Annotated in this window: 26 protein-coding genes; 14 read left to right on the top strand and 12 right to left on the bottom strand. The window is 72.4% G+C overall.

What is annotated here, in order from left to right:
- Positions 1–122: 122 nt before the first annotated feature.
- Positions 123–584 (bottom strand): DoxX family protein, encoded by a 462-nt coding sequence (locus ACZ6NC_RS04405; protein ID WP_465728839.1) that lies wholly within the window; start codon positions 582–584, stop codon positions 123–125.
- A gap of 72 nt (positions 585–656) precedes the next feature.
- On the opposite strand from ACZ6NC_RS04405, the gene ACZ6NC_RS04400 reads away from it, so the two are divergent.
- The gene (locus ACZ6NC_RS04400) at positions 657–1,229 is read left to right on the top strand and encodes a TetR/AcrR family transcriptional regulator (RefSeq protein WP_465728837.1); all 573 of its coding nucleotides are present in this window, start codon (positions 657–659) and stop codon (positions 1,227–1,229) included.
- A gap of 298 nt (positions 1,230–1,527) precedes the next feature.
- On the opposite strand, the gene ACZ6NC_RS04395 is transcribed toward ACZ6NC_RS04400, so the two are convergent.
- The 3 genes from ACZ6NC_RS04395 to ACZ6NC_RS04385 form a co-directional block, all read right to left on the bottom strand.
- Positions 1,528–2,649 (bottom strand): serine hydrolase domain-containing protein, encoded by a 1,122-nt coding sequence (locus tag ACZ6NC_RS04395; protein WP_465728835.1) that lies wholly within the window; start codon positions 2,647–2,649, stop codon positions 1,528–1,530.
- A 627-nt stretch (positions 2,650–3,276) separates the two neighbouring features.
- On the bottom strand, positions 3,277–3,564 hold the full coding sequence (locus ACZ6NC_RS04390; protein ID WP_465728833.1) for a hypothetical protein: 288 nt from the start codon (positions 3,562–3,564) through the stop codon (positions 3,277–3,279).
- On the bottom strand, positions 3,561–4,007 hold the full coding sequence (locus ACZ6NC_RS04385; RefSeq protein ID WP_465728831.1) for an ATP-binding protein: 447 nt from the start codon (positions 4,005–4,007) through the stop codon (positions 3,561–3,563). Before ACZ6NC_RS04385 ends, ACZ6NC_RS04390 begins: the two co-directional genes overlap by 4 nt.
- A 259-nt stretch (positions 4,008–4,266) precedes the next feature.
- Here ACZ6NC_RS04385 and ACZ6NC_RS04380 point away from each other — a divergent pair, with 259 nt between their 5' ends.
- The 5 genes from ACZ6NC_RS04380 (at position 4,267) to ACZ6NC_RS04360 (ending at position 7,155) form a co-directional block, all read left to right on the top strand.
- The gene (locus ACZ6NC_RS04380) at positions 4,267–5,127 is read left to right on the top strand and encodes a helix-turn-helix domain-containing protein (protein ID WP_465728829.1); all 861 of its coding nucleotides are present in this window, start codon (positions 4,267–4,269) and stop codon (positions 5,125–5,127) included.
- Positions 5,117–5,320, top strand: a complete 204-nt coding sequence (locus ACZ6NC_RS04375; RefSeq protein WP_465728827.1) for a DUF397 domain-containing protein — start codon at positions 5,117–5,119, stop codon at positions 5,318–5,320. The genes ACZ6NC_RS04380 and ACZ6NC_RS04375 overlap by 11 nt, the downstream gene beginning before the upstream one ends.
- Before the next feature lie 102 nt (positions 5,321–5,422).
- Positions 5,423–5,632, top strand: coding sequence for a DUF397 domain-containing protein (locus ACZ6NC_RS04370; RefSeq protein WP_465728825.1), 210 nt, complete (start codon positions 5,423–5,425; stop codon positions 5,630–5,632).
- Positions 5,633–5,683: 51 nt separating this feature from the next.
- The gene (locus ACZ6NC_RS04365; protein ID WP_465728823.1) at positions 5,684–6,157 is read left to right on the top strand and encodes a hypothetical protein; all 474 of its coding nucleotides are present in this window, start codon (positions 5,684–5,686) and stop codon (positions 6,155–6,157) included.
- Positions 6,158–6,423: 266 nt separating this feature from the next.
- Positions 6,424–7,155, top strand: a complete 732-nt coding sequence (locus ACZ6NC_RS04360; RefSeq protein ID WP_465728821.1) for a class I SAM-dependent methyltransferase — start codon at positions 6,424–6,426, stop codon at positions 7,153–7,155.
- Positions 7,156–7,231: 76 nt separating this feature from the next.
- On the opposite strand, the gene ACZ6NC_RS04355 is transcribed toward ACZ6NC_RS04360, so the two are convergent.
- Complete coding sequence (locus ACZ6NC_RS04355; RefSeq protein ID WP_465728819.1) at positions 7,232–7,696, bottom strand: hypothetical protein; 465 nt, start codon at positions 7,694–7,696, stop codon at positions 7,232–7,234.
- A gap of 343 nt (positions 7,697–8,039) precedes the next feature.
- On the opposite strand from ACZ6NC_RS04355, the gene ACZ6NC_RS04350 reads away from it, so the two are divergent.
- Positions 8,040–8,567: a hypothetical protein gene (locus ACZ6NC_RS04350; protein WP_465728817.1), complete on the top strand. Its 528-nt coding sequence runs from the start codon at positions 8,040–8,042 to the stop codon at positions 8,565–8,567.
- 66 nt (positions 8,568–8,633) lie between these two features.
- On the opposite strand, the gene ACZ6NC_RS04345 is transcribed toward ACZ6NC_RS04350, so the two are convergent.
- Positions 8,634–9,839, bottom strand: a complete 1,206-nt coding sequence (locus tag ACZ6NC_RS04345) for a serine hydrolase domain-containing protein (RefSeq protein ID WP_465728815.1) — start codon at positions 9,837–9,839, stop codon at positions 8,634–8,636.
- A gap of 188 nt (positions 9,840–10,027) precedes the next feature.
- Between ACZ6NC_RS04345 and ACZ6NC_RS04340 the strand changes: the two genes are divergently transcribed.
- On the top strand, positions 10,028–10,444 hold the full coding sequence (locus tag ACZ6NC_RS04340) for a hypothetical protein (RefSeq protein ID WP_465728813.1): 417 nt from the start codon (positions 10,028–10,030) through the stop codon (positions 10,442–10,444).
- Between the two features lie 12 nt (positions 10,445–10,456).
- Here ACZ6NC_RS04340 and ACZ6NC_RS04335 read toward each other — a convergent pair whose 3' ends face one another.
- Positions 10,457–11,338 carry a LysR family transcriptional regulator gene (locus tag ACZ6NC_RS04335; RefSeq protein WP_465728811.1) on the bottom strand — a complete coding sequence of 294 codons (882 nt, stop codon included), beginning with the start codon at positions 11,336–11,338 and terminating at the stop codon, positions 10,457–10,459.
- Positions 11,339–11,414: 76 nt separating this feature from the next.
- Here ACZ6NC_RS04335 and ACZ6NC_RS04330 point away from each other — a divergent pair, with 76 nt between their 5' ends.
- Together ACZ6NC_RS04330 and ACZ6NC_RS04325 are read left to right on the top strand one after the other, a co-directional pair.
- Positions 11,415–12,149 carry a CTP synthase C-terminal region-related (seleno)protein gene (locus tag ACZ6NC_RS04330; protein WP_465728809.1) on the top strand — a complete coding sequence of 245 codons (735 nt, stop codon included), beginning with the start codon at positions 11,415–11,417 and terminating at the stop codon, positions 12,147–12,149.
- A complete protein-coding gene (locus ACZ6NC_RS04325) occupies positions 12,146–12,838 on the top strand; it encodes an HD domain-containing protein (protein WP_465728807.1) in 693 nt (230 codons plus the stop codon). The genes ACZ6NC_RS04330 and ACZ6NC_RS04325 overlap by 4 nt, the downstream gene beginning before the upstream one ends.
- A gap of 12 nt (positions 12,839–12,850) precedes the next feature.
- Here the strand turns inward: ACZ6NC_RS04325 and ACZ6NC_RS04320 are convergent, their stop codons facing one another.
- From ACZ6NC_RS04320 to ACZ6NC_RS04310, 3 genes are read right to left on the bottom strand one after another with little or no spacing between them, the layout of a single operon-like run.
- Positions 12,851–13,381: a GNAT family N-acetyltransferase gene (locus ACZ6NC_RS04320; RefSeq protein WP_465728805.1), complete on the bottom strand. Its 531-nt coding sequence runs from the start codon at positions 13,379–13,381 to the stop codon at positions 12,851–12,853.
- A gap of 38 nt (positions 13,382–13,419) precedes the next feature.
- Entirely contained in the window at positions 13,420–14,016 is a 597-nt protein-coding gene (coaE, locus tag ACZ6NC_RS04315; protein WP_465728803.1) for a dephospho-CoA kinase, read from the bottom strand.
- Between the two features lie 32 nt (positions 14,017–14,048).
- Positions 14,049–14,690: an MBL fold metallo-hydrolase gene (locus ACZ6NC_RS04310; RefSeq protein ID WP_465728801.1), complete on the bottom strand. Its 642-nt coding sequence runs from the start codon at positions 14,688–14,690 to the stop codon at positions 14,049–14,051.
- 62 nt (positions 14,691–14,752) lie between these two features.
- On the opposite strand from ACZ6NC_RS04310, the gene ACZ6NC_RS04305 reads away from it, so the two are divergent.
- Both ACZ6NC_RS04305 and zapE read left to right on the top strand, forming a co-directional pair.
- Positions 14,753–15,247, top strand: coding sequence for a MarR family winged helix-turn-helix transcriptional regulator (locus ACZ6NC_RS04305; protein WP_465728799.1), 495 nt, complete (start codon positions 14,753–14,755; stop codon positions 15,245–15,247).
- A 65-nt stretch (positions 15,248–15,312) separates the two neighbouring features.
- Positions 15,313–16,404, top strand: coding sequence for a cell division protein ZapE (zapE, locus tag ACZ6NC_RS04300; RefSeq protein WP_465728797.1), 1,092 nt, complete (start codon positions 15,313–15,315; stop codon positions 16,402–16,404).
- 6 nt (positions 16,405–16,410) lie between these two features.
- Here zapE and ACZ6NC_RS04295 read toward each other — a convergent pair whose 3' ends face one another.
- Entirely contained in the window at positions 16,411–18,633 is a 2,223-nt protein-coding gene (locus tag ACZ6NC_RS04295; protein WP_465728795.1) for an MMPL family transporter, read from the bottom strand.
- A gap of 274 nt (positions 18,634–18,907) precedes the next feature.
- Positions 18,908–20,398 carry a 30S ribosomal protein S1 gene (gene rpsA, locus ACZ6NC_RS04290; protein WP_360183362.1) on the bottom strand — a complete coding sequence of 497 codons (1,491 nt, stop codon included), beginning with the start codon at positions 20,396–20,398 and terminating at the stop codon, positions 18,908–18,910.
- 414 nt (positions 20,399–20,812) lie between these two features.
- Between rpsA and ACZ6NC_RS04285 the strand changes: the two genes are divergently transcribed.
- Both ACZ6NC_RS04285 and hrpB read left to right on the top strand, forming a co-directional pair.
- On the top strand, positions 20,813–21,667 hold the full coding sequence (locus ACZ6NC_RS04285) for a class I SAM-dependent methyltransferase (protein WP_465728792.1): 855 nt from the start codon (positions 20,813–20,815) through the stop codon (positions 21,665–21,667).
- A gap of 103 nt (positions 21,668–21,770) precedes the next feature.
- The gene (gene hrpB, locus ACZ6NC_RS04280) at positions 21,771–24,284 is read left to right on the top strand and encodes an ATP-dependent helicase HrpB (RefSeq protein ID WP_465728790.1); all 2,514 of its coding nucleotides are present in this window, start codon (positions 21,771–21,773) and stop codon (positions 24,282–24,284) included.
- Positions 24,285–24,303 lie beyond the last annotated feature (19 nt).

The raw sequence follows: 24,303 nt of genomic DNA, 5'->3' as shown, positions 1-24,303 counted from the left end.
AAAAGAGGGGGAGACCCTCTTCCCCAGCCAACGCCTCCTTCGCGGTTGGGAGGGGGGGGGGCCCTCGCACGCGCGGGGGGGGGGGTTCCCCCCCCCCCCCCCCCCCCCCCCGCGCGCGTGTTTCAGAGCGTCGCGGCGACGGCAGCGGCGACGAAGACCACCTGGAGCGCGGTACGGGCGGGCAGCGGAGTCACGGGCTTTCCGGCGAGGGTGAGCCCGCCCCGGGCCGCGTACACGTTGGCCGGGAACATCGCGAGCATGAGCAGGGCCAGGCCCGCGGCCGCGAACGGCGCGAGCGGCGGGATCAGCAGGCCGACGGCGCCGGCCAGCTCCAGGGCGCCGGTGAGGGTGACCAGCAGGTCCGGCCGGGGCAGCGCCGGCGGGACCATCGCGACGAAGTCACACCGCCAGGAGGCGATGAAGTGCGGCACCGCAGTGGTGACGAACATCAGGGCGAGGCCGCCGCGCAGGGCGGGCTGCCAGGAGTCGAGGGCGTCCACGGCGACCAGGCCGAGCAGCCGAAGGACGGCGAAGCCGCCGATGAGAGCGATGAGCGGGACCATCCCGGCCTCCAATCTTGCCACTGGCAAGATTGGAGCACGCGCGCCATCTTGTCAATGTCTAGATAGAGTGGGGAGGAAGAAGAACGACCGAGAGTGGAGGCGGGACCGATCAACCAGGCGAGTTACCACCACGGAAACCTGAGGCGCGCCGTGCTCGACGCGGCCCTGGAAGCCATCGGCGAGTCCGGCGCGTCCGGGTGGAGCCTGCGCGAGCTGGCCCGGCGCGCGGGAGTGTCACACGCGGCGCCGGCACACCACTTCGGGGACAAGACGGGAGTGCTGACGGCGGTCGCCGCGGAGGGGTTCGGACTGTTCGCGGACAGCCTGGAACGGGCGGCCGGCGACCCGTACGGGGCCGGCGTGGCGTACGTCCGGTTCGCCGTCGACCACCGGCCGTACTTCGAGGTGATGTTCCGACCGGAGCTGTACCGGGCGGACGACCCGGAGGTGACAGCGGCACAGAAGCGCGCCGGCGCGGTCCTGGCCGCGAGTGCGCAGAAGCTGTCGCCCGGCGAGGAGGCGGACCGGGCGACGACGATCGCCGCGTGGTCGCTGGCCCACGGCTTCGCCAGTCTCTGGTTGAGCGGCGCACTGCCGGAGAGCGCGGAAGGCGATGTGGAGGAGTTGGCCCAGTCGGTGCTCCGGATGGTGTTCAGGCGGGACTAGGTCGCTTCTCTCCGATCAAGCACGGCCATCAGCCCATCGCCCACCTCGGGGCGGTGGGGCGCCTGGTACACCCTGCTGCGGAACCGGGCGATCGACGGCACCTGGGAGCGAGTTTTCACGGTCCTACCCGCCCAGGCCGGGGCCCGGGCCGACGCCGAGGGCGACCTGGACCGGGTCGTCGCGGTCGACTCGACGATCGTACGCGCGCACCAGAACGCGGCCGGGGCCCCAAGAGGGCCCCGGCCCGCGAGCCTGCGCACCACGCCAGTGGGCCGGCTCGTGGAGGCATGGCAGTGCCTCAGTCGCACAGGGCTGCCGTCTGCGCCTTCACCAGTGCCGTGCTAACCGGGAAGGGCCGCTCGTGCTTCAGGTCCGCTCCGAGGTCGAAGACATTGAAGGCGAGGACCAGCTGTCGCTCACCGTCGGGGGTGGTGAGCGACATGCTGGTGAAGCCGGGCCCGCCGCCGTCGGTCGACCAGACACTGACCGGCCTGGCGTCCGCCCCCGAGCCGCATGTCACCTCCTCGCGCTGCACGCCGAGTCCGTACGCCGGCTCGTCGGGGAACTGCACCGTGGTCAGGAGTTCGCGCTGCTGGGCGGGGCGCAGCAGCTTGCCGGTGAACAGGGCCCGGTGGAAACGGGCCAGGTCGTCGACGGTCGAGACCATGGCGCCGGCGGTCCAGTCGTACGACGGGCTGAACCGGGTCACATCGCGCCCCTTGAGGTCGTACCCGTGCAGATGAGGGCCGTGAACGGCCGGATCGGTCAGCGGGAAGGAGGTGTCGTTCAGACCGAGCGGGGCGAGGATCCGCCGATGGACCTCGGAGGACGCGCTGCGATGTGTAGCCGCCTCGATCACCAGCCCGGCGAGCAGGTAGTTGGTGTTGGAGTACGACCACCCGCCGCCGGGCGCGAACAGCGGCTCGTGCCGGACGGCGCGGGCGATCACCTCCCGAGGGGTGTAGACGTGGCCCCAGTCGTGGCGCTCCAGGTAGGGGGCGAAGAACTCCGGCTCGTTGGTGGGGTCGTAGATGCCCGAGGTGTGGTTGAGCAGCTGCCGGATGGTGATGGCCCCGCCGTCGTTGCCGTCGCCCTGGACCACTCCTGGCAGCCACTTCTCCACGCTGTCGTCGAGCGAGAGCCGCCCTTCGCCCTCCAGCTGCAGAAGCACCGTCGACACGAACGACTTGGTGTTGCTGGCGATCCGGAACCGCTGGTCCGGCCGGGCTCGCTCGCCGGTCGCCGTGTCCGCGAGCCCTGCCGCCATCCGTGACTCCCGCGCTCCGTTCCTGGCATACGCCACCGCAGCCGGGAATCCGTCCGCGACCGTCTGCTCGACGGCCTGCTTGAGGCCGGCGGGCGGCGAGGCCGACGCCCGCTCCGCCGCAGCCGCTGCCGGGAAGATCCCCGATACCGCCACCGCGCAAATCCCCACCCACAGTGCTGCGGCCCCCGCACGTGCCTTCACCGATCACTCCTGTTCCTGTTGCTTGCCTGCGCCCTTCCTGCCCCAGCGTGCCGGGCCACCGCACCAGCCGCCCACCGTGGTGACACCCGAGTCGATACGGGGGCTACCCTCACCCCCACACCGTCCCGTTCCTCGCCGAGTCCGTGCATGGCGACGTCCTGGCCAACGTTGCCGAGGCTCGGGCAGAGCTCATCGGGTCGCGTCAGCCCCAGGAACTGCAGGAAGGGCGACAAGACATCGATGGCGAGCCCGTACGGAGCGCGTCCGTTGCCGTGGTTGACCACCGAGCGCACGGAACTCATTGATCACGCGAACCCGTGCCCACTGGCTCCCTGGAGGGCTTGCGGGTGACGGAGCAGGAAGTCGGACCGGCCGACATCCTGCTCCGGGGCGGCTGCAGACGCCGTCAGCGCGGGTACTGCGAAGCGAGGGACGCCAGGACGCGTTCGCGGATACGGGCGGACGCCTCCGGGAGGATGAGCGCCAACTCGGCATCGAGGCGGCGTCGTTCGGCCCGGAGCAGGCGCGCGACGGGCGCACGGGAACAGTGCAGGAACCACCAGGGGCAAAAGCGGTGGATCACCGGTCGCCCCCCAGTGCGGTCCAGTGGACGCACAGGTGTTGGACGCCCTCGGGGAGGATGACCGGGAGGGACAACGGCCCGGTGTAGTTGAGGTGTTCGGCGACGACGCGCTCGGCGGCCGGGCCGGTGAGGTAGCGCTCGAACCACATCCACTGCGGTCTGCGGAGCGGGCGGAACTGGAGGGCGAACCAGAGCGCGCCCAGGGCCCTGGGGAGAAGCGGGAAGGTCGTCGGCGGCATGATGCCGCCGGTGATCTCGGCCGTGACGAGGCGGTCATCCCTCACGCGGCACGCTCCCCGGCGGTGGCGTCCGGGCCGATCTCAGCCCAGACGATCTTGCCGATCCCCACGCGCGGGCAGCAACCCCAGCGCAGCGAGAGGGACTTGACGAGGATGAGGCCGCGCCCGTTCTCGTCGTCGGCGGAGCTGGGGCGAAGCACGGGCTCCCGCTCCGCCCGCGCGTCATGCACCTCGATCCGCAGGCGGGCGGCGTCGACGGAGAGCGCCAGGCGGATGCGATTACCGCTGGGCGTGCCGTGCAGAACGGCGTTCGTCACCAGCTCGGAGCAGAGCAACAGCCCCACGCCGGCAAAGCGTTGGCCGTCTGGGACGTCAGCGAGCAGCTTTTCGAGCAATCGACGCGCTTCACCGGGCGACCGCCGGCTGCGGGCCAGCCAGCAGGAAGCCTGAGCGGCGGAGACGGGGGACGAGTCGGCGATTTCAGGCATGGCGGAGCCACCTTCCAGGCGCAGGGAGTTGAAGGCGAGTTGATGCCGGAGGGCGATTGGGAGAGGGCATAGGGATGCCCGGCAACCAGCCGCCTTGATCACTCAGGCGAACCGTAGAGCTACTCCCTGTAGCATGCTCCGCGATGGCGTCATTTCGCAAGCGCCAGTCTCCGCAATTGCGCGCTATCGCAAGACTCTTGTGATCACAGAGGGAGGTGGCAGACTGTGACTCGACGTCAACCAAGAGGGAGCTACGAGAGTGGACAGTCCGACTGTGCTGCGGCGTAGGCTCGGCTCTGAGCTGCGACGACTTCGCGAGCGCACCGGGCTCCAGGCCAAGGCTGCGGCCGACACATTGCGGTTCAGCGCGACGAAGGTATCCCGAATCGAATCAGGTCAGACGACCCTGAAGGAATCGGACGTCCGCGCCATGCTCGAACTTTATGGCGTCACGGACGAAGCCGAGCTACGACAGTTCGTCTCACTCACTCGCCGAAGTACTCAGCGGGGCTGGTGGCACGACTACGGAGACGCGCTGCCCGAGTGGTTCCAGACCTACGTCGGGATGGAAGCAGATGCGTCACACATCCGCGCCTACGAAACCGAACTCATCCCTGGCTTGCTTCAGACGCCCGACTACGCTCGCGCTATGTTCCAGATCTCGCCGTCCGAGCAAGGCGAGGATGAGATCCAACGTCGCGTTAAGCTCCGGATCCAGCGTCAAGAGGTCTTTCACCGGCCGGATCCGCCAGTCATCCGGGCAGTCCTCAACGAATCGGTTCTACGCCGACCGGTCGGTGGAGCAGCCGTCATGCGGGCACAGGTACATCACCTCATTGAGCTGACACAGAAGCCGAGCATCACGGTTCAGGTTCTTCCGTTCAGTGCCGGCACTCACCCCTCCATGAGCATGGCCTTTCACATCCTCTCCTTCGCCGATGTACCCGGCGACATCGTCTATGTGGAGGCCTTGACAAGCAGCCTCTACATAGAGAAGGAGTCCGACATCGCCCGCCATGAACTTGTGTTCAACCAGCTTGCGGCGGCTTCGATGAGCGCTGAGGATTCCTTGTCCTGGATGCACAAGCTAGTTACAGAGGGGTACGGAAATGACGACTGACTTGGCGTGGCGCAAGAGCAGTTACAGCGGCAGCGAAGGCGGAAACTGCATCGAAGTTGCTGACGGCGGCATCCTCGGCGCCGTCCCGGTCCGGGACAGCAAGGATCCCCACGGGCCGTCCCTCACCTTCACCACCGACGCCTGGCGCGCCTTCATCACCGCCATCCACACCGGCGACCTCCCCAACTCGTAACCCACTCCAGCCCCCGCGCCACCGGCGCGGGGGCTGTTGCGTGCGCCCGCGCCGGGTGCCACGCTGCTGGAAAAAGGGGACACCGCAGAGGAGCAGGGCCTGATGCTGCACGACCCAAATGACACTCACTGGCGCAAGAGCAGTTACAGCAACGGCGAGGGCGACTGCATCGAAGTCGCCGACGGCATCCCCGACGCCGTCCCCGTCCGTGACAGCAAGGACCCTCACGGCCCCGGCCTCACCTTCACCGCCGACGCCTGGCGCGCCTTCGTCACCGCCCTCCACTCCGGCGGCCTCCCCACCAGCCCCTGACCACGGGAAACCGGCTGGACGGCTCACGCTCGTAGTCCGCAGAATCCAGACATGGACGAACCGTTCGAGCTGGCCTGGCAGTACCTCACGAACCTCGTGCCGGCCGACGAGCTGCCGATGGGGGCGGCGGTGCTGCTCGCACACGGGTACGACTCCCCCGTGCTGCGGGAGTTGGCCGGGCGCGGGCGGCGCGACGACTCCGAGGAGCTCGCCACGCTGCTCCGGCAGGCCCTGGACGAGCTGGGCGTCGCCATGCCCGACGCCGCGACCGCCGAGCGTTGCCTGCTCCACCACCTCGCGGCACAGCTCCGGGCCGGCGAGGTCTCGGCGGGCGCGGTCGCCGGGCGGGTCTGGTGCGGGGAGTTCCGGGCCGACGTCCGGACGGCGCCCGAGCGCGCGTTCCTCGACGCCATGGGCGAAGAGTACTTGGTCGACCATCTCGCCGATTACCGGCCGGCCGAGTACCGCGCCTGGGAGGACGGTGTCCTTGCTGCCGCCCGCGTGTTGGCCGACTCGGCGGGCTGACCCCATCCGTGGCGAAAGCGTTATCCGGGCCCCCGGAAACCCGGATGCCGTCGCGCCCCGCAAACGCCCCAGGACGGCCCTCCGCGGGGGCCCGCGGCCGCGCGCATGGTGCCCGGAAGGGGTCGGGATCAAAGCCACTCCAGAGCTCCCTGGCGACACCCTCCGAGCAAGGCACGAACCCCATCTGACCAGGGATTTCCTGCCCCCGGATCACTAAAATTCACAGCAGCGGACACACCGGCGTCCGCCCGTGGAGGGGGCTCTGCATGCACCGCGACATCCGCACGACCGAAGACGTTCTGCGCCTGCTGGACCGGCTCTTCCTCCCGGAGGCCGACCGGTGGACGGACGAGGCCGCCGGCTGGTGGGACCAGTTCTACGCGGACCGGTCCGCCGGGCGGCCGTTCTTCGTGCCCAAGCCCGACGAGAACCTCGTCTCCTACCTGGACCGCGGCCTGCTCACCGCACCCGGCCGCGCCCTGGACCTCGGGGCCGGGCCGGGGCGGAACGCGATCCACCTCGCCTCGCTCGGCTTCGAGGTGGACGCCGTCGACCTCTCGCCCACCGCGGTCGCCTGGGCCGAGGAGCGGGCCGGCGAAGCGGGCGTCGACGTCCGGTTCCACTGCGGCAACATCTTCGACGTCCAACTCCCCCACCGGCAGTACGACGTGGTGTACGACTCGGGCTGCCTCCACCACCTCCCGCCGCACCGCCGGATCAGCTACCTCGCCCTCCTCGACCGGGTCCTCGCGCCCGGCGGCCACCTCGTCGTCAACGCCTTCGCCGCCGGGGCGATGGGGTCCGAGCTGCCCGACGAGGAGCTCTACCGCAACGGCCGGCTGGACGGCGGGCTCGCCTACACGCCGGACGAACTGCGCCACCTCTTCTCGGAGTTCACCGAGGTCGAGATCCGCCCGATGGAGCCGCAGCCGGCCGGCTCGCCGCTGTTCGGCATCCCGGTGCTGCTCAGCGCGCTGTTCCGGCGTCCCCTCGCGTAGGCCCGACCGGCCGCGTGCCGCACGGCACCGCCCCGCAGGCCGGGACCTGCGAGGCGGTGCCGTGCGAAACCTTCGGTCAGATGCGCTCCATGTACCACATGCCGATGCCGTTGCAGCCGGCCGAGACGAACCTCGTGGAGTGGTAGCCGGGCGGAATCGGCGAGCCGCTGCAGGTCCACTGCTTGTCGTGGGCCAGCTCGTGGAACCAGGCGCCGATGCCCCGACAGCCGGTCTTGTAGTACTCGGTGATGACGTACCCGGCGATGACCCGGGAGCCCGAGCAGGTCAGGATCTTGTCGTGCACGGGCTCCTGGTACCAGGAGCCGAAGCCGCCGCAACCCGAGCTGTCGTAGTCGGTGATGACCCACCCGGCGGGAAGGGCCGCGCCGGAACAGCTCCAGCCGCCGGCCGGCCGCTTCCAGGTCGTGGCGGCGCTGGCGGGCGCGGCGGCCGTACCGGCGAGCAGGACGGTGGCGAACAGGGTGGCGGCGGCGGCGAACACCGCGCGCAGTGGCGACCGTCGGCGGGCGCGCTTGATCATGTCACTGGTCCCTTCGGTAGTGCGCAGGTGATGGTGCCCGCCGAGCCGCGGGCACCCCTGCAGCGGAAGTGGATGTGACGCTACTGGGAATGTTGTGAAGATTACCCCCGCCGAATGGCCACCGAATCACCTTGCCCCGAACCGTGCATGATGGCTCATTTCGGACTGCCGACGGGGCTCTCCCGCAACGACCGGCCCGGCGGGCGGGCGCCTGGGCACGACCTCGCTATGACAGTCGTCATACGACAGACGTGAGGTCAGATCCTTTCGGCGGTGGCCGCCCACCCGGCATAGTCGTGATCACACCGGCGAGGGCCGGACCAGGACCGCACGGGGGAACACCATGAGCACCGCAACCACCGACACCGCCGACACCGCCACCGCCACCGCCACCGCCACCGCCACCGCCACCGCCACCGCCACCGCCACCGCCACCGCCACCGCCGACACCAAGCCGATCCCCACCGTCGCGGAACTCCGCCTCCCCACCTGGTACTTCGGCTTCGAAGGTGTCATCGCCGGCGCCTTCGACCTGCTGCACGCCTTCCCCGCCGCCTGGCCCGCCCTGGTCGCGCTGATCGTCGCCAACATCACGGTCTCCCTCACCGTGCTGCGCCCGCGGCTGAAGCTCGCCGCACTGCTCTGGCGCGGCAAGAGCACCCGCAACATCGCCCTCGCCCTGCTCGGCCTGCGCCTCGGCAGCCACCTGGTGCTCGGCGCGATCGGCTTCGGCGTCACCTCCACCCTCGGCCACGCCGTCTTCGCGGTCGTGATGGCCACCCTGACCGTCTCCCTGATGGCCTACGCCCAGCGCACCTCGCTCCGCGCCCTGGTCGCCGACGGGAAGGCCACGGCCACCGCGCCTGAGTGACCGGCCCGCGAAAGGCGTGGCGTCCCGGGGCGTGCCTCGGGACGCCACTCCGGATGGAAGAACCCGTCAGTCGATCGGGTGGTCGGGGGTGAGCGCCGCCGCGATGCGCTTGGTGATGGTGTCGGAGTTGTTGCCCTCGGGGGCGTCGCACTCCTTGGTCGTGGTGACGGCGATGGCGAGGCGGTCGGCCGGCAGGTAGGCCTGGACGGCGGCGTAGCCGGCGAAGGACGGGTTCTGGATCACCCAGCCGTTCACCACGGTGACGCCGAGCCCGAAGTGCTTCGCCTCGGTGTTGAAGCCCGGCAGGCAGACGGTCTCCGGGCAGGTCCTGGTGGGCCCGGGGAGCCCGACCGTCCCGGGGTCGAGCTGGGTCCGGTAGGCGGCCGGCGAGAGCAGCTCGCCCGATCCGATGGCCTCCGCCGAGCGGGCGAGGTCACAGATGTGGGTGGTGAGGACGGCGCCGGGGGCGGTGGTCCAGGACGGGTTCCAGAAGGTGGACTCCTCGTAGGTGCCGCGTTCGGCGGTGAAGGAGTGCAGCACGGGGGTGGGGATGTCGGGGGTGGTGCCGTCCCGGGTGTCGCGCAGCCCGAGCGGGCCCGTGATGCGTTGCTCCAGCAGCCTGTCCAGCGGCGTGTGGGTGATCTTCTCCAGCGCGGCGCCGAGGAGCTGGAAGTTGGCGTGCGAGTAGCTCCAGTTGGTGCCCGGGTCGTACCAGAGGTTGTGGGAGGTCGAGATCCCGACCACCTCCTCGGGCGTCCACTGGCGGAACGGGTCGGCGTTGTACGCGGCCAGGAACTCCGGGTCGGTGACGTAGTCGGCGAGGCCGGAGGTGGAGTCGCCGAGCATGCGCAGGGTGATCCGGTCGGCGTGCGGCACGTCGGGCAGCCAGCGGGCGAGCGGCTCGTCGAGGCCCACCTGCTGCTCGTCGACGAGCTGGAGCAGCACGGTGCCCAGGTAGGCGATGGCGACCGAGCCGGCGCGGAAGTGCATGCCCGGCTCGGCGGGCACGCCGGTCATCGACTCGCCGAGGGCACCGGTGACCACCTCCCGGCCGTCGATGGTGACCCTCAGCACGACCGACTTGAGGTGGAGCTCCTCCTTCGCCTGCCGGGCGATGTCGAGCACCTGCCGGGCCGGGCCGCCGGCGGGCTCCGGGGAGCTGACACAGGGCCGGTACTCCGGCACGCCGGCGACTGCCGCGGCCGTGGTCTGGAGGGCGGTGGCGATCAGTGTGGCGGCACAGAGCAGGGCCGCCGTCCGTGTACGCGTCATGGACGCACTATGGGCGGCCGGGCCCGGCGAACCCGCGCACGCCACTCCGCCGGTAGCCCGTACGGCGGGACGGGGGCGGCGGGACGGGCACACCGGGACGGGGGAGGCAGGGCGGAGGGCAGACCGGCACCCCGCGTTGACGCCCGCGATGGGCGATGACCTACCGTGAGCCCCGAAAGGGGGCCGCCATGACGACCGGCCAGATACCGAACTCCACCACACCGGGAAGGAATTCCCTCCTCCTCGACCGCACCCTCCCCTTCCCCGAGCGGGTCGCCGCGGCGGCCCGGGCCTGGGACGAAAACGGCCGCAGCCCCGCCGGACTGGTGGACGGCAGGGCCTTCTTCGCCCTCCGCTGCTGGCAGTTGGACGCCGTACGCCGGGGCAGGCACCTCGGCGAGCCGACAACGGCCTTCCTGGAGCAGGCCTACGAATCCCTCGGCGGCCGCTCCGGCTGGGACATGACGCTGCGCCAACGCGCCGTCTGCGCCTGCCACGGCGACACCTGGCGGATGGAGAACATCGAGATCTGCCTCGGGTGCCTGCGCTACCTCTGCTACCAGCTCGACGGGCCGTGCTGCGAGGGTGCCGAGATCGTCGGATAGGACACTGGGCCGTCAGCCGTCCAGCAGCCGCGCCAGCAGCGCCGCCGGCCCCTCGGGCAGGCTGCCGTGCACCAGCTCCGTCCGGTGGACCAGCCGCGGCTCCCGGACGGGCACCGCGGCCACGCCCGCCGCACCGTCGAGCGCCGAGGCCGGCAGCACGGCCAGCCCGTGCCCGGCCGCGACCAGGGCGAGCAGCCCGCGCACGTCCGTACCCAGGTACCGGGCGGCCGGACGGAAGCCGTCGACGGCGGTGGCGGCGCGCAGCCGGGCGGCGGCGGGGGCGATGTCGGGGGCGTCCAGCCAGCGGGCGGCCGAGAGGTCGGCCAGGGCCAGGCCCAGGTGACCGGCCAGCGGGTGGCCGGCGGGCAGGGCGACAGCGAGCGGCTGCTCGTCGACGGCGACGGTGGTGAGCGGGCCGACGTCCGGCAGCGGCAGCGGGTCGCTGGGGGCGGCGAGGCCGTCGATCAGCGCGAGGTCCACCTCGCCGGTGGCGACCAGTGGGGGCAGGACCTCCTGCGCGACCACCCGCACGGTGAGGTCCACCCTCGGGTACGCCCGGCGCACCTCGGCGAGCGCGCGCCCCAGGGCTGCGCCGACCGCCAGCGGGGTGGCGCCGAGCAGCAGACGGGCGACCGGGGTGCCGGCCAGGCGCGCGACGTCGGCGCGCGCCGCGTCGAGCCGCAGCAACAGCGGAGCGGCGTGCTCCAGGAGCCGCACGCCGGCCTCCGTCGGGCCGACCGGGCGGCGGACCAGCAGACTGGCGCCGAGGTCCGCCTCCAGGGCCGCGATCTGCTGGGAGACGGCGGACTGGGTGTAGCCGAGCTCGCGGGCCGCCTCGGAGAAGGAGCCCAGCCGGGCCACGGTGACGAAGGTGCGCAGCTGGTGCGGATCCACGGTTATCAGAACCTCTGATCGACGGGTCAGAAATCATCGTTGGCGCTGATGCCCAACGCGCGGTCAGGATAGCCGCATGACGTACCGAACCCCCCGCATCGCCCTGGTCGGCGACCGCTCCCCCGCCGTCCGCTCGCACGCCCGCATCCCCGGGCTGCTCGACGCGCTCGCCACCCGCGACCAGCTCGTGCTGGACGCCTACTGGATCCCGACCGAGGACGCCGGGACGGCCACCGCCCTCGACGGCTTCGACGCGATCTGGCTGCTCCCCGGCAGCCCGTACCGCAGCGAGTCGGGCGCGGTGGCCGCCGTCCGGACGGCCCGCGAGCGCGGCATCCCGTTCCTCGGCACCTGCGCCGGCTTCCAGCACGCCGTCCTGGAGTACGCCCGCACCGTCTGCGGCATCGGCGGCGCCGCACACGGTGAGAGCCACCCCGAGGAGGACGACCTGGTGATCGTGCCGCTCAGCTGCTCGCTGGTCGGGCACGAGGGAGCGGTGGAGATCGCCCCCGGGTCGCTCGCCGAGCGCGTCCTCGGGACGACCCGCACGCTGGAGCGCTACCACTGCGCGTACGGCCTGAACTCCGCGTACCTGGACCGGCTGCGCGAGCACGGGCTGCGGTTCAGCGGCGTGGACGACGACGGCGACCTGCGGGTGCTCGAACTCCCCGGACACCCGTTCTTCCTCGCCACGCTGTTCCAGCCGGAGCTGGCCGGCGACGGCACCCGCGCACACCCGATCCTGCGCGCCCTCGCCGCGGCCGCGGTCGAGCACGGCACCATCACCACGTCCGAAGGAGCAGCCCTATGACCACCAGGACCGCCGGGATCGCCGGGACCACCGGGATCGCCGAGATTGCCGAGATCGCCGAGATCGCCGGGGTGAGGATCCCCGACAGCAGGCTCGCCACCGAGGCCACCGAACTGGTCCGGGACGCCTCCACCGAACTGCTCTACCACCACTCACGCCGGGTCTACCTCTTCGGCGCCCTCCAGGGGCAGCGCCGCGGCCTCGCCTTCGACGCCGAACTGCTCTACCTGGCCGCGATGTTCCACGACCTCGGCCTCGCCCCCGAACACCGCGCCTCCGGGCGGCGGTTCGAGATCGACGGCGCCGAGGCGGCCGCCGCGTTCCTCCGCGCCCACCAGGTGCCGGAGCAGCGGACCCGCCTGGTCTGGGAGGCGATCGCCCTGCACACCACGCCCGGCATCCCGGAGTACCTGGAGCCGGAGATCGCCCTCACCACCGCCGGCGTCGAGCTGGACGTGCTCGGCATCGGCTACCACGACCTCCCCGCCGGGGCGCGGGACGCGGTCACCGCCGCCCACCCCCGGCCGGACTTCAAGCGCGGCATCCTGCGCGCCTTCCACGAGGGGATCGCCCCCAGGCCGGAGACCACCTTCGGAAACGTCAAGGCGGACGTCCTGGCCCGGTTCGACCCGGGGTTCGAGCGGACCGACTTCGTCGAGGTGATCGAGACCTCCGCCTGGCCGGAGTAGCCGCCGCCCCGCTCACATCGGCAGCGAGCGCAGCCGCACCGGCCCCTCGGGCCAGCCGGCGTCCCCGTGCAGCGGCGTCCACATGGTCCGCAGCGGCATGACCACGACCCGCCCCTCGGGCTGTTCCACGTGGACGTCCCCCAGCAACTCCCGGAAGCCCAGCCGCCGGTAGAGCCCGACCAGCGGCGGCCTGCAGAACAGCAGCGCGTACCGCGGGCCAAGCGTCCGCGCGTGGCCCAGGGCCGCGCCGACCACCGTGCGCGCCAGGCCGCGCCCCCGGGCGTCGGGGGCGACGGCCACCCCGCCGACGCCCATCACGTCCAGGTCGACACCGCCCACCGTGAGCGGCAGCCGCAGGAGGCCGGTGTGGGCGACCAGACGGCCGCCCACCTCGCGGATTCCGAAGTGGATCTCCTTGGGCCGGAAGGTCAGCCCGGTGTGCGCGACACCGTACGGATCGGGGCCGTCACCGAGGATCTCGGCCTGCTCGGGCCGGCCGTACTCGGCGAGGTGGACGACTGTGGGAGCTATGTGATCAGCCATTACTCCATGATCGCCGTTACCCGGGCGATCTGGCCAGATCAGCCCTGACGGGATTTCAGCTCGCCCCAGACCTCGGCGACCCGGGGGGCCAGCGCCTCCAGCGGCCCGCTGTTGTCGATCACCACGTCGGCGATGGCGAGCCGGTCGGCCCGGGTGGCCTGCGCGGCCATCCGGGCCCGGGCCTCGTCCTCCGCCATGCCGCGCAGCCGGACCAGGCGGTCGATCCGGACGTCGTCCTCGGCGTCGACCACCACGACCAGGTCGTACAGCGGGGCGAGCCCGTTCTCGGCCAGCAGCGGGACGTCGTGCACCACCACCGCGTCCGGGGCCGCCGCCGACTCCAGCTCGGCGGAACGGGCCCGGACGAGCGGGTGGACGATGGCGTTCAGGGCCGTCAGCCGCTCGGGGTCGGCGAAGACGATCGCGCCGAGCGCGGGGCGGTCCAGCGACCCGTCGGCCCGGAGCACCTGAGGGCCGAACTCGGCGGCCACGGCCCGCAGGCCGTCCGTGCCGGGGGCGACCACCTCGCGGGCGATCACGTCCGAGTCCACGAGCACGGCGCCGTGCGCGGCGAGCAGCCGCGACACCTCGCTCTTGCCCGCACCGATACCGCCCGTCAGTCCGATCTTCAGCATGGCGCCAGGCTACCGGCGCCCACGGCGCCCGGTCAGCCCAGGTCGAGGCTCTCGCCCTCACCGAGCGTCCGCAGCTCCGCCCCCGTGCCCGGGCCGCCGGGGCCGACGAGGCGGGTGTGCACGGCCAGACCGGCCGGGCTGAGCACCGCGTCATGGACCGGCACAGCCTGCCGCGGGCCCGCCTCCCGCACGTAGTCGATCAGCTCGGAGACCTTGGTCCACGGCCCGGCGATCGGCAGCAGCAGCGTCTCCACCGGGTGCGGCGGCACGGTGAGCGCGTCGCCGGGGTGGAAGAGCCGGCCGTCGAAGAGGAACCCGATGTTCGGCACCAACGGGATGTCGGGGTGGATCACGGCGTGCCACTCGCCGTGCACGGAGACGCCGATCCCGCCGACCTCGAAGGCATCGCCCTCGCCGACCACCGTCACCCGCTGCGCCACGCCGTCCAGCTGCGCGGCGACCGCGCTGTTGGTCCAGACCCGCAGCGCCGGGTCGGCCTCCAGGGCGGCGCGCAGCCGGGCCTCCTCGAAGTGGTCGAAGTGCTCGTGGGTGATCAGCACCGCGTCCGCGCCGGCGAGGGCGGCGGGGCCGGTGAACACGCCCGGGTCGACGACGACGGTGGTGCCGTCGTGCTCCAGGCGTACGCAGGCATGTCCGAACTTGGTGATTCGCATGCCTCAGAACATACAGCAAGGCTGTGCAGTTTTGCTGTAGACCGTGCCGCTAGGCTTCTCCCATGACCGGCAACGCACCCCAGCCCCCGCGCACACCCCAGCCCCCGCAGGCACCGCAGGCCCCACACGCACCCGAGACCCCGCACCCGGACACCCTCGAACTCGCCGCCGACCTCCGCACCGCCGTCGGCGAGCTGGTCCGCGCCCTGCGGACCGGCGACGCCCTGCCGCAGAACCAGGCCGCCGTCCTCGGCCTGCTGATCCGCGACGCCCGCGCCCGCACCGTCAGCGAACTGGCCGCCCACCAGCGCGTCCGGCACCAGTCGATGGCCCGCACGGTCGCCCTGCTCACCGAGGCCGGCCTGGTCACCCAGACACCCCACGCCACCGACGGCCGCAAGCTCCTCGTCACCCCCACCGACGCCGGCCGCGCCGCCCTGCACGAACAGCGCGCCCGCCGCGAGAGCCGGATCGCCACCGCCATCGAGGCCCGCCTCACCCCGGAGGAGCAGGAGACCCTCCGCACGGCCGTCGGACTGCTGCGCCGCCTGCACTGAACGCCCGAGGAAGGGGAACTCCCCGCGATCATGGCCGCTCTGACGCCCTGCTAGGGTCCCAACCCGTGACGGACAGGGCGGGGAAACAGTACGAGTCGATGCGCGCGCACTTCCTGCGCGCCGCCGGGCAGCGCGGGTTCACACTCGACCCCGCCCAGGAGCCCCCGGTCGAGCGGCTCAGCCGGCTCGCCGGCGAACTGGCCCACCCCGCCTGGCGGCTGCGGCGCCCGCCGCGCCACCTCTACCTCTGGGGCCCGGTCGGCCGCGGCAAGAGCTGGCTGGTGGACACCTTCCTCGACGGCCTGCCGACCCCACGCAAGCGGCGGCTGCACTTCCACGACTTCTTCCGCCGGCTGCACGAGGGCGTCGCCCACCACTCGGACAGCCACCACACCGACGGCCCGCACGGGGACGGCGCCGCGGTGGACCGGGCCGTGGACGAGCTGCTCGGCGACTGCCGGATCCTCGTCTTCGACGAGTTCCACGCCCATGACGCGGGCGACGCGATGCTGGTCGCCCGGCTCTTCCGCACCCTGCTGGACCGGCGGATCACCCTCGTCACCACGTCCAACTACCCGCCCGCCGGCCTGATGCCCGACCCGCTGTACCACCACCTCTTCGAGCCGACGATCCGGCTGATCGAGGAGCGGATGGACGTCATCGACGTCTCCGGGCCGGTCGACTTCCGGCGGCAGCCCCGGCCGGAGGGCACCCACGGCTTCGCCCTCGGCGCCCGTCTGCACCCCGGCGACGAGGCCGCGGCCGGGCTCACCCCGCCCCGGGCGGAGGAGGCCGGCCCGGTGGCCGTGCACCACCACGAGCTGCCGGCCCGGGCGGTCCGCGACGATCTGGTCTGGTTCGGCTTCGCCGAGCTGTGCGAGGGCCGCACCGCCGTCCCCGACTACCTCGCGCTGGCCGACCGCTTCCCCACCCTCGTCCTCGACGGCGTCCCGCCCCTCACCGAGGCCTCACCCGACGCCCGCCGGCGCTTCGCCAACCTGGTGGACGTCTGCTGCGACCGCGACCTCCGGCTGGTCCTGATCGGCGCCGACCCCCTGGCCGGCCTCCCCGCCGACTCCACCCTGCAACGCGACCTCGACCGCACCGCCAGCCGCCTCGCCCTCCTCCGGCAGCCGGCCGCGGACCCCGCCCGCTGACCCAAGCTAGGGCGTCGTACCCACGAGCTCCTTGGCCGCCGGGCGCTGGCCGGGGATCACCGCGGGCTCGATGGTCGGCAGCTCGACGTGCTCGCTCAGCCCGAACCGGTTGTGCAGGCGGCGCAGCGGCGCCGGCGCCCACCAGTTGAACTCGCCGAAGAGGCTCATCGCCGCGGGGACGAGCAGGCAGCGGACCAGCGTCGCGTCGACGGCCACCGCGACGGCCAGCGCGATGCCCATCTGCTTGACCATCAGCATGTCGCCGAGCGCGAAGCCGGCGAAGACGATCACCATCAGCAGCGCCGCCGAGGTGATGATCTTCCCGCTGCGCTGCACCCCCAGCTCCACGGCCCTCGTACAGCTGTGGCCCTTGTCCCGGAGCTCCTTGATCCGGGCGAGCAGGAAGACCTCGTAGTCCATCGACAGCCCGAACGCGAAGGCGAAGACCAGCACCGGGATGAAGGTCTCCAGCCCGCCGGCGGGGCTGAAGCCGAGCATCCCGCTGAAGTACCCGTCCTGGAAGACCAGGGTGAGCGCGCCGAGCGAGGCGCCCAGCGAGAGCAGGTTCATCAGCAGGGCCTTGACCGGCATCACCACCGAGCCGGTCATCAGGAAGAGCAGCACCAGCGTGCCGAGCGCCACCAGGCCGAGCGCGATCGGCCCCCGGGTGAGCAGTTCGTGCTGGAAGTCGACGATCGAGGCCGCGCCGCCGGTGACGTGGGTGGTGAGCCCGCCGCGGTCGGCGCGCAGCTCGTCGACCACCTTCTTGGCCTGCCCGCCCTGCGGGTCGCCGTGCACCAGTACGTCGATGGTGGAGACCTTGTCGCTCACCGGGGTGACCGCCCGGACCCCGCTGACGCCGGGCAGCTTGGCCACCACGTCGTCGGCATACGCCTGGGCGACCGGGGCGCCGCCCTCGACCACCACGGTGATCGGGGCCTGCGAGGCCAGCGGGAAGCGCTGGTCGATCGTGTCGGCGACCTGGCGGCCGGCCGAGGAGGCGGGCAGGACGGCGGCGCCCGAGCTGCGCATGTCGGCGTGGAGGAACGGCGCCCCGGCGGCCATCAGCAGCGCGACGCAGGCGAGCGCGACCGGCATCGCGCGCTTGCGCACCCGGCGGACGGTCCGGCTGAAGAAGCCCTCGTCGGGCACGGGGGCGGTGGGCGCCTTGATCCGGCTGCCGGCGAAGCCGAGCAACGCCGGGACGAGGGTGAGCGCGGCCGCGACCGCGATCACCACCACGCTCACGCCGGCGGCGGCGACCGCGCCGAGCACGGGGCTGGTGAAGACGAAGAGGCCGGAGAGGGCGACGGCGACGGTCAGCCCGGAGAAGGCGACGGTCCGGCCGGCGGTGGCGGCGGTCCGTTCGACGGCGGCGGCGATGCCCGCGCCGTGGCCGCGTTCCTCCCGGAAGCGGTTGACCATCAGCAGCGCGTAGTCGATCGAGAGGCCGAGCCCCAGCACGGTGGCGATCGGCAGCACGCTGGTGTCGATGTCCATGATCTTGCTGAAGCCGAACATGGCCAGGAGCGCGCCGCCCACCGAGGCGACGGCGCCGATCACCGGCAGGCTGGCGGCGGCGAGGCCGCCGAAGACCAGCACCATGACGATCAGGGTCAGCGGCAGGGTGACGATCTCGCCGAACCGGGTGTCCTTCTCGGTCTGTTTCTTGACCTCGTCCTGGAGCACCAGGTCCCCGCCGACCTTGACCTGGGCCCCGTCGGCCTTGATGTCCGCGAGGCGCTGGGTGACGGCGGCGGTCTGGGCGTCGGTGCTGGTGTCGGCCATCCGCACCGAGACCAGGCTCGCGTTGCCGTCGGCGGAGCGCAGCGCGGCGCCGGCCGGGCCGGGGCCGTAGGCGTCGGTGGCCGAGGAGACCCCGGGCAGGGCGGTGATCTCGGCGGTGGCCCGGGTGACGGCTGCCCGCACGGCCTGGTCGTCCACCGGTTTTCCGTCCACCACGGCGGTGACCGTGCCCCGGGCCGGGTCGGCCGCGGTGACCACGGCGCTGCCCCGGTCGGCCTCGGAGCTGGCCGAGGAGGCGCCGGCCACCGAACCCGCGAAGACCCGGCCGCCGATCAGCACGCCTATCACCAGGACGACGGCCCAGAAGCCGAGCACCCAGCGCCGGTGCCGGAAGCAGAACCGGCCGAGGGCGGCAAGGCGTCCGTCGACCTTGGGGTCGGCGGACGAAGGAGCGGAGGAGGTCACTGCGGTGCTACGGCGCATGTGGGGGGGTGCCTAGCGTGCGGGGCCGGGGGGAGCCGCCCATCGGGCAACTCATCCCAAGGTAGGTCCTAGGTCCCGAATCGCCCATAGGCATCCGATGAGCCCCTTATCACAAAAATCGTGCACATAATGAACAAATAAGTGAACGCCCCGAACAACTCCCGGAGGCGAGCGGGCGAGTCGCAGCAAAACAATGAACCCCACCCGGAATACCGGGTGGGGTTCATCGGTGACGCTATGGCGCTATGCGCCGAGCACCAGCAGGGTCAGAGCCTCAGCTCTGGCCACCCGCCAGCTTCTCGCGCAGGGCAGCCAGGGCCTCGTCCGAAGCGAGAGCGCCGGAGCCCTCGTCGCTGCTGGAGGAGTACGAGCCACCGGCGGCGGCGGCAACAGCGTCGCCACCCTCGGCAGCGGCCTCGGCGTCGGCCTCACGGCTCTTGATGACCTGGGCCTGGTGCTGCTCGAAGCGGGACTGCGCCTCGGCGTACTGGCGCTCCCACTCCTCACGCTGCTTCTCGAAGCCGGGCAGCCAGTCGTTCGCCTCGGGGTCGAAGCCCTCCGGGTAGATGTAGTTGCCCTGGTCGTCGTACGAAGCGGCCATGCCGTACAGGGTCGGGTCGAACTCGACCTCGGCCGGGTTGGCACCGAGGGCCTCGTTGGCCTGCTTCAGCGAGAGGCTGATGCGACGACGCTCGAGGTCGATGTCGATGACCTTGACGAAGATCTCGTCGCCGACCTGGACGACCTGCTCCGGGATCTCGACGTGGCGCTCGGCCAGCTCGGAGATGTGGACCAGACCCTCGATGCCCTCGTCCACGCGGACGAACGCACCGAACGGAACCAGCTTGGTGACCTTACCCGGAACGACCTGGCCGATCTGGTGGGTACGGGCGAACTGCTGCCACGGGTCCTCCTGGGTCGCCTTCAGCGACAGGGAGACGCGCTCGCGGTCCATGTCAACGTCGAGAACCTCGACGGTGACCTCCTGGCCGACCTCGACAACCTCGGACGGGTGGTCGATGTGCTTCCAGGACAGCTCGGAGACGTGAACCAGACCGTCGACGCCGCCGAGGTCCACGAACGCACCGAAGTTGACGATCGAGGAAACGACGCCGGAGCGCACCTGACCCTTCTGCAGGGTGGTGAGGAAGGTCTGGCGGACCTCGCTCTGGGTCTGCTCCAGCCAGGCACGGCGGGACAGGACCACGTTGTTGCGGTTCTTGTCCAGCTCGATGATCTTGGCCTCGAGCTCCTTGCCCACGTAGGGCTGGAGGTCGCGAACACGACGCATCTCGACGAGCGAGGCCGGCAGGAAGCCACGGAGGCCGATGTCGAGGATGAGACCACCCTTGACGACCTCGATGACGGTACCGGTGACGATGCCGTCCTCTTCCTTGATCTTCTCGATCGTGCCCCAGGCACGCTCGTACTGAGCGCGCTTCTTGGACAGGATGAGACGACCCTCCTTGTCCTCCTTCTGGAGAACCAGGGCCTCGATGTTGTCACCGACGGAGACGACCTCGTGCGGGTCAACGTCGTGCTTGATCGAGAGCTCACGGGACGGGATGACGCCCTCGGTCTTGTAACCGATGTCGAGGAGCACCTCGTCACGGTCGACCTTCACGATGACGCCCTCGACGATGTCGCCATCGTTGAAGTACTTGATGGTCTCGTCGATGGCGGCGAGGAAGGCCTCAGCGTCGCCGATGTCGTTGACCGCGACCTGCGGGGTGGTGCTGGTGGAGGAGTCGGTGGGGCTCGTCATTAGGAAAAGGGCTCCGGTACGGACATGAAGTCGTAGGTAATGCCACGCGGAGGGCCCGTATCGCTCCCACCGAAAGCCGGACAGCCAAGAACACGGCTCACCAGAATTCCCGCAAACAGCGAGAAATCGGTGTCCGTCTTGCGACCGTGGGGTCTTCGACAGATGCGAGCGCGACCTGCTCCGTCCGAGGCGCGCAGGCCCGCAGCGCAACTTGTAGCATACGGGGACGGCCAGGCACGGTCAACGCCAAGGGCGCCAAGACGGTGGAGGCCGGTATGGATCAGGCCATATCCTCCGATTGCGCACCTCACAGTGGCGGCCGCAGGAAGCCTTTCCCCGGATGCCACCGCCAGGACCCGGACCCTTGCGGGCCGGTTCGCGGCAGCGGCGCTTCCGCAGACCACACCCTACGCGATGGGCATTATCACCGTGGCCACCACCCCCCAGTCCGACGTCCATGATCTTGACGACGACGGCGACGACGCGGTAAGGCGCGACGCCCAGGCCGGCGAGAGCAGCCGGGCCAGCCGCCACTGGTGGGACCGCAACGCCGACGAATACCAGGACGAGCACGGCGAGTTCCTCGGCGACGACCGGTTCACCTGGTGCCCCGAGGGCCTCGACGAGGCCGACGCCCGGCTGCTCGGCGAGGTCGAGGGCCTGACCGTGCTGGAGATCGGCGCCGGCGCCGCCCAGTGCTCGCGCTGGCTCGCCCGCCAGGGCGCCCGGCCGGTCGCCCTGGACATCTCCTTCCGCCAGCTCCAGCACTCCGTCCGGATCGACCTCGCCCGCGACACCCCGCCGGTGGCGGTCGTCCAGGCCGACGCGGCCGTGCTGCCGTTCGCCGACGGCTCCTTCGACCTCGCCTGCTCCGCGTACGGCGCGGTGCCGTTCAGCGCCGACACCGACGCGCTGATGCGCGAGGTGCGCCGGGTGCTGCGGCCCGGCGGGCGCTGGGTGTTCTCGGTGACCCACCCGATCCGCTGGGCCTTCCCCGACGAGCCCGGCGTCGAGGGGCTGACCGCCGTCGCCTCCTACTTCGACCGCACCCCGTACGTCGAGCAGGACGAGCACGGGCACGCCACCTACGTCGAGCACCACCGCACCGTCGGGGACCGGGTGCGTGAGCTGGTCGGCGCCGGGTTCCGGCTGGTGGACCTGGTCGAGCCGGAGTGGCCGGAAGGGCACGAGCAGGAGTGGGGCGGCTGGTCGCCGCTGCGCGGGCGGCTGATCCCGGGAACGGCGATCTTCGTCGCCGAGCGCGACTGAGCCGGGCGGGCCCGGGGCACCGGGGCCTCGCGGCCGTCGGGTGCCGGGCCCGCCGGGGTCTCAGCGTCGCCGGGGCACCGGGGCCATCGGGGAGACTGTGCGGGTGAACCCTGCCTGGCGCGAGCTGCCCGTCCGTACCGCCCTGCCCGCCCTGCACCGCGCGCTCGACGTTCACGGGGTGGCCGTGCTGGCGGCGCCGCCCGGCACCGGCAAGACCACGCTGGTGCCGCTCGCCCTGGCCGGCCTCCTCGGGGACGGCCGCCCCGTCCGCCGGGTGCTGGTCGCCGAACCGCGCCGGCTCGCCGTCCGGGCCGCGGCCCGGCGGATGGCCTGGCTGCTCGGCTCCGCCGTCGGGGGCCAGGTCGGCTACACCGTGCGCGGCGAGCGCAGGACCGGACCGCGGACCGTGGTCGAGGTGGTCACCACCGGCGTGCTGCTCCAGCGGCTCCAGCGCGACCAGGAGCTGCCCGGCGTCGACCTCGTCGTACTGGACGAGTGCCACGAACGCCACCTCGACGCGGACACCGCGCTCGCCTTCCTGCTCGACGTCCGGGCCGCGCTCCGGCCCGAGCTGGGCATCGTCTGCGCCTCGGCCACCTCCGACACCGCGGCCTGGGCCGAACTGCTCGGCGGCGCCGAGGTGGTGGAGGCGCACGGGGTCGCCCACCCGGTCGAGACGGTCTGGGCGCCACCGCCGCGCGCCGTCCGCCCCGCGCACGGCACCCGGGTCGACCCGGCGCTGCTCGAACACGTCGCCGCCACCGTCCGGCGGGCCCTCGGCGAGCGCGACGGAGACGTGCTCTGCTTCCTGCCCGGCGTCGGCGAGATCACCCGGGTCGCCGGGCTGCTCGCCGGGGCACCCGCCGACGTCCTCCAACTGCACGGCCGCGCACCACAGGCGGTGCAGGACGCGGCGCTGGCCGCGGGCGAGGGGCGGCGGGTGGTGCTGGCCACCGCCGTCGCCGAGTCCTCGCTCACCGTGCCGGGCGTGCGGGTCGTGGTCGACGCCGGGCTGGCCCGCGAGCCGCGCACCGACCACGCCCGCGGCCTGGCCGGCCTGGTCACCGTCCGCGCCTCGCTGGCCGCCGCCCGCCAGCGCGCCGGCCGCGCCGGCCGTGAGGCCCCCGGCACCGTCTACCGCTGCTGGGCCGAGGCCGAGGACGCCCTCGCCGCCCGCTACCCCACCCCCGAGATCGCGCTCGCCGACCTCACCCCGTTCGCCCTCCAGGCCGCCTGCTGGGGTGACCCGGACGCCACCGGCCTCGCCCTGCCCGACCGGCCCCCGGCCGGCGCGATGGCCGCCGCCCGGCAGACCCTGCGGGCACTCGGCGCGGTGGAGGAGGACGGCCGGGCCACCCCGCGCGGCATCCGACTCGCCCGCACCGGGCTGCACCCGCGCCTCGCCCGCGCCCTGGTGGACGGCGGGCCGGCGGTCGGCGCGCGCCGGGCCGCCGAAGTGGTCGCGCTGCTCTCCGAGGAGCCCCCGCGCGCCCTCGGGGACGACCTGGGCGCGGTGTGGCGCACCGTCCGGGACTCCCGCGACCCCTACGCGGGCCGCTGGCGCGAGGAGGTCCGCCGGCTGCGGCGCGGCGTCGACGACACCCCCACCACCGCCCTGCCGGACGCCGCGGCCGTCGGCCTCGTCGTGGCGCTGGCCTTCCCCGAGCGGATCGCCCGGGCCCGGGTGGAGCGGCCCGAGCCCGGCGAGCGCAGCCCGTACCTGATGGCCTCCGGGACGGCCGCCGAGCTGACCCCCGGCACCACGCTGGGCGCCCTCCCGTGGCTGGCCGTCGCCGTCGCCGATCGCGCCGCGGGCTCGCCCTCCGCACGGGTGCTGCACGCGGCCGCGCTGGACGAGGCCACCGCCCGGCTGGCGGGTGCGCCGCTGCTGGCCGCCCGGGAGGAGGTCCACTGGTCCACCCGGCACGGTGAGGTGACCGCCCGGCGGGTGGAGTCGCTGGGCGCCGTCGAACTGGCCTCGGCCAAGCTGGACCGGCCCGAACCGGCGCTGGTGCGCGCCGCGCTGCTGGAGGGGCTGGACCGCGAGGGCGTGGGCGCGCTGCTGAGCTGGCCCTCCCCCGGCTTGCGCGAACGCCTGGCCTTCCTGCATGCCGCGATCGGCGACCCCTGGCCCGACGTCAGCGACGCCGCGCTCCTCGAACGCGCCGAAGAATGGCTGGATCCCGAACTCTCCCGCGCCCGCCGCCGCTCCGACCTCGCCCGCATCGACACCACCGCCGCCCTCCAACGCCTGCTCCCCTGGGCCACCGGCGAGGCCGGGCGGCTGGACGAGCTGGCGCCGGAGCGGATCACGGTGCCGTCCGGCTCCCGGATCCGGCTCGACTACAGCGGCGAACGCCCGGTGCTGGCAGTGAAGTTGCAGGAGCTGTTCGGCTGGGCCGCGGCACCCGCGCTGGCCGGCGGGCGGGTGCCGCTCACCGTCCACCTGCTCTCCCCCGCCGGGCGCCCGGCCGCCGTCACCGGCGACCTCGCCTCGTTCTGGCGCGACGGCTACCGGGCCGTCCGCGCCGACCTGCGCGGCCGCTACCCCCGCCACCCGTGGCCGGAGGACCCGACCACCGCCGAGCCGACCAAGCGCACCAACGCCCGCAGGTAGGGCCTCACGAGGGGCCGGG

Source organism: Kitasatospora sp. NPDC041988 (assembly GCF_055588525.1).
The sequence above is the reverse complement of the archived record's forward strand: the minus strand, read 5'-3'. Positions and strand labels throughout refer to the sequence as shown.

Coding starts and splice junctions, on each gene's coding strand:
- ACZ6NC_RS04365 (WP_465728823.1), top strand. CDS start 5,684: ATGGACGAACCGTTCGAGCTGGCCTGGCAGTACCTCACGAACCTCGTG.
- ACZ6NC_RS04340 (WP_465728813.1), top strand. CDS start 10,028: ATGACGACCGGCCAGATACCGAACTCCACCACACCGGGAAGGAATTCC.
- ACZ6NC_RS04370 (WP_465728825.1), top strand. CDS start 5,423: ATGCTGCACGACCCAAATGACACTCACTGGCGCAAGAGCAGTTACAGC.
- rpsA (WP_360183362.1), bottom strand. CDS start 20,398: ATGACGAGCCCCACCGACTCCTCCACCAGCACCACCCCGCAGGTCGCG.
- ACZ6NC_RS04330 (WP_465728809.1), top strand. CDS start 11,415: ATGACGTACCGAACCCCCCGCATCGCCCTGGTCGGCGACCGCTCCCCC.
- ACZ6NC_RS04355 (WP_465728819.1), bottom strand. CDS start 7,696: ATGATCAAGCGCGCCCGCCGACGGTCGCCACTGCGCGCGGTGTTCGCC.
- ACZ6NC_RS04345 (WP_465728815.1), bottom strand. CDS start 9,839: ATGACGCGTACACGGACGGCGGCCCTGCTCTGTGCCGCCACACTGATC.
- coaE (WP_465728803.1), bottom strand. CDS start 14,016: ATGCTGAAGATCGGACTGACGGGCGGTATCGGTGCGGGCAAGAGCGAG.
- ACZ6NC_RS04325 (WP_465728807.1), top strand. CDS start 12,146: ATGACCACCAGGACCGCCGGGATCGCCGGGACCACCGGGATCGCCGAG.
- ACZ6NC_RS04305 (WP_465728799.1), top strand. CDS start 14,753: ATGACCGGCAACGCACCCCAGCCCCCGCGCACACCCCAGCCCCCGCAG.
- ACZ6NC_RS04310 (WP_465728801.1), bottom strand. CDS start 14,690: ATGCGAATCACCAAGTTCGGACATGCCTGCGTACGCCTGGAGCACGAC.
- ACZ6NC_RS04295 (WP_465728795.1), bottom strand. CDS start 18,633: ATGCGCCGTAGCACCGCAGTGACCTCCTCCGCTCCTTCGTCCGCCGAC.
- ACZ6NC_RS04360 (WP_465728821.1), top strand. CDS start 6,424: ATGCACCGCGACATCCGCACGACCGAAGACGTTCTGCGCCTGCTGGAC.
- ACZ6NC_RS04285 (WP_465728792.1), top strand. CDS start 20,813: ATGGGCATTATCACCGTGGCCACCACCCCCCAGTCCGACGTCCATGAT.
- ACZ6NC_RS04385 (WP_465728831.1), bottom strand. CDS start 4,007: ATGCCTGAAATCGCCGACTCGTCCCCCGTCTCCGCCGCTCAGGCTTCC.
- ACZ6NC_RS04375 (WP_465728827.1), top strand. CDS start 5,117: ATGACGACTGACTTGGCGTGGCGCAAGAGCAGTTACAGCGGCAGCGAA.
- ACZ6NC_RS04350 (WP_465728817.1), top strand. CDS start 8,040: ATGAGCACCGCAACCACCGACACCGCCGACACCGCCACCGCCACCGCC.
- ACZ6NC_RS04320 (WP_465728805.1), bottom strand. CDS start 13,381: ATGGCTGATCACATAGCTCCCACAGTCGTCCACCTCGCCGAGTACGGC.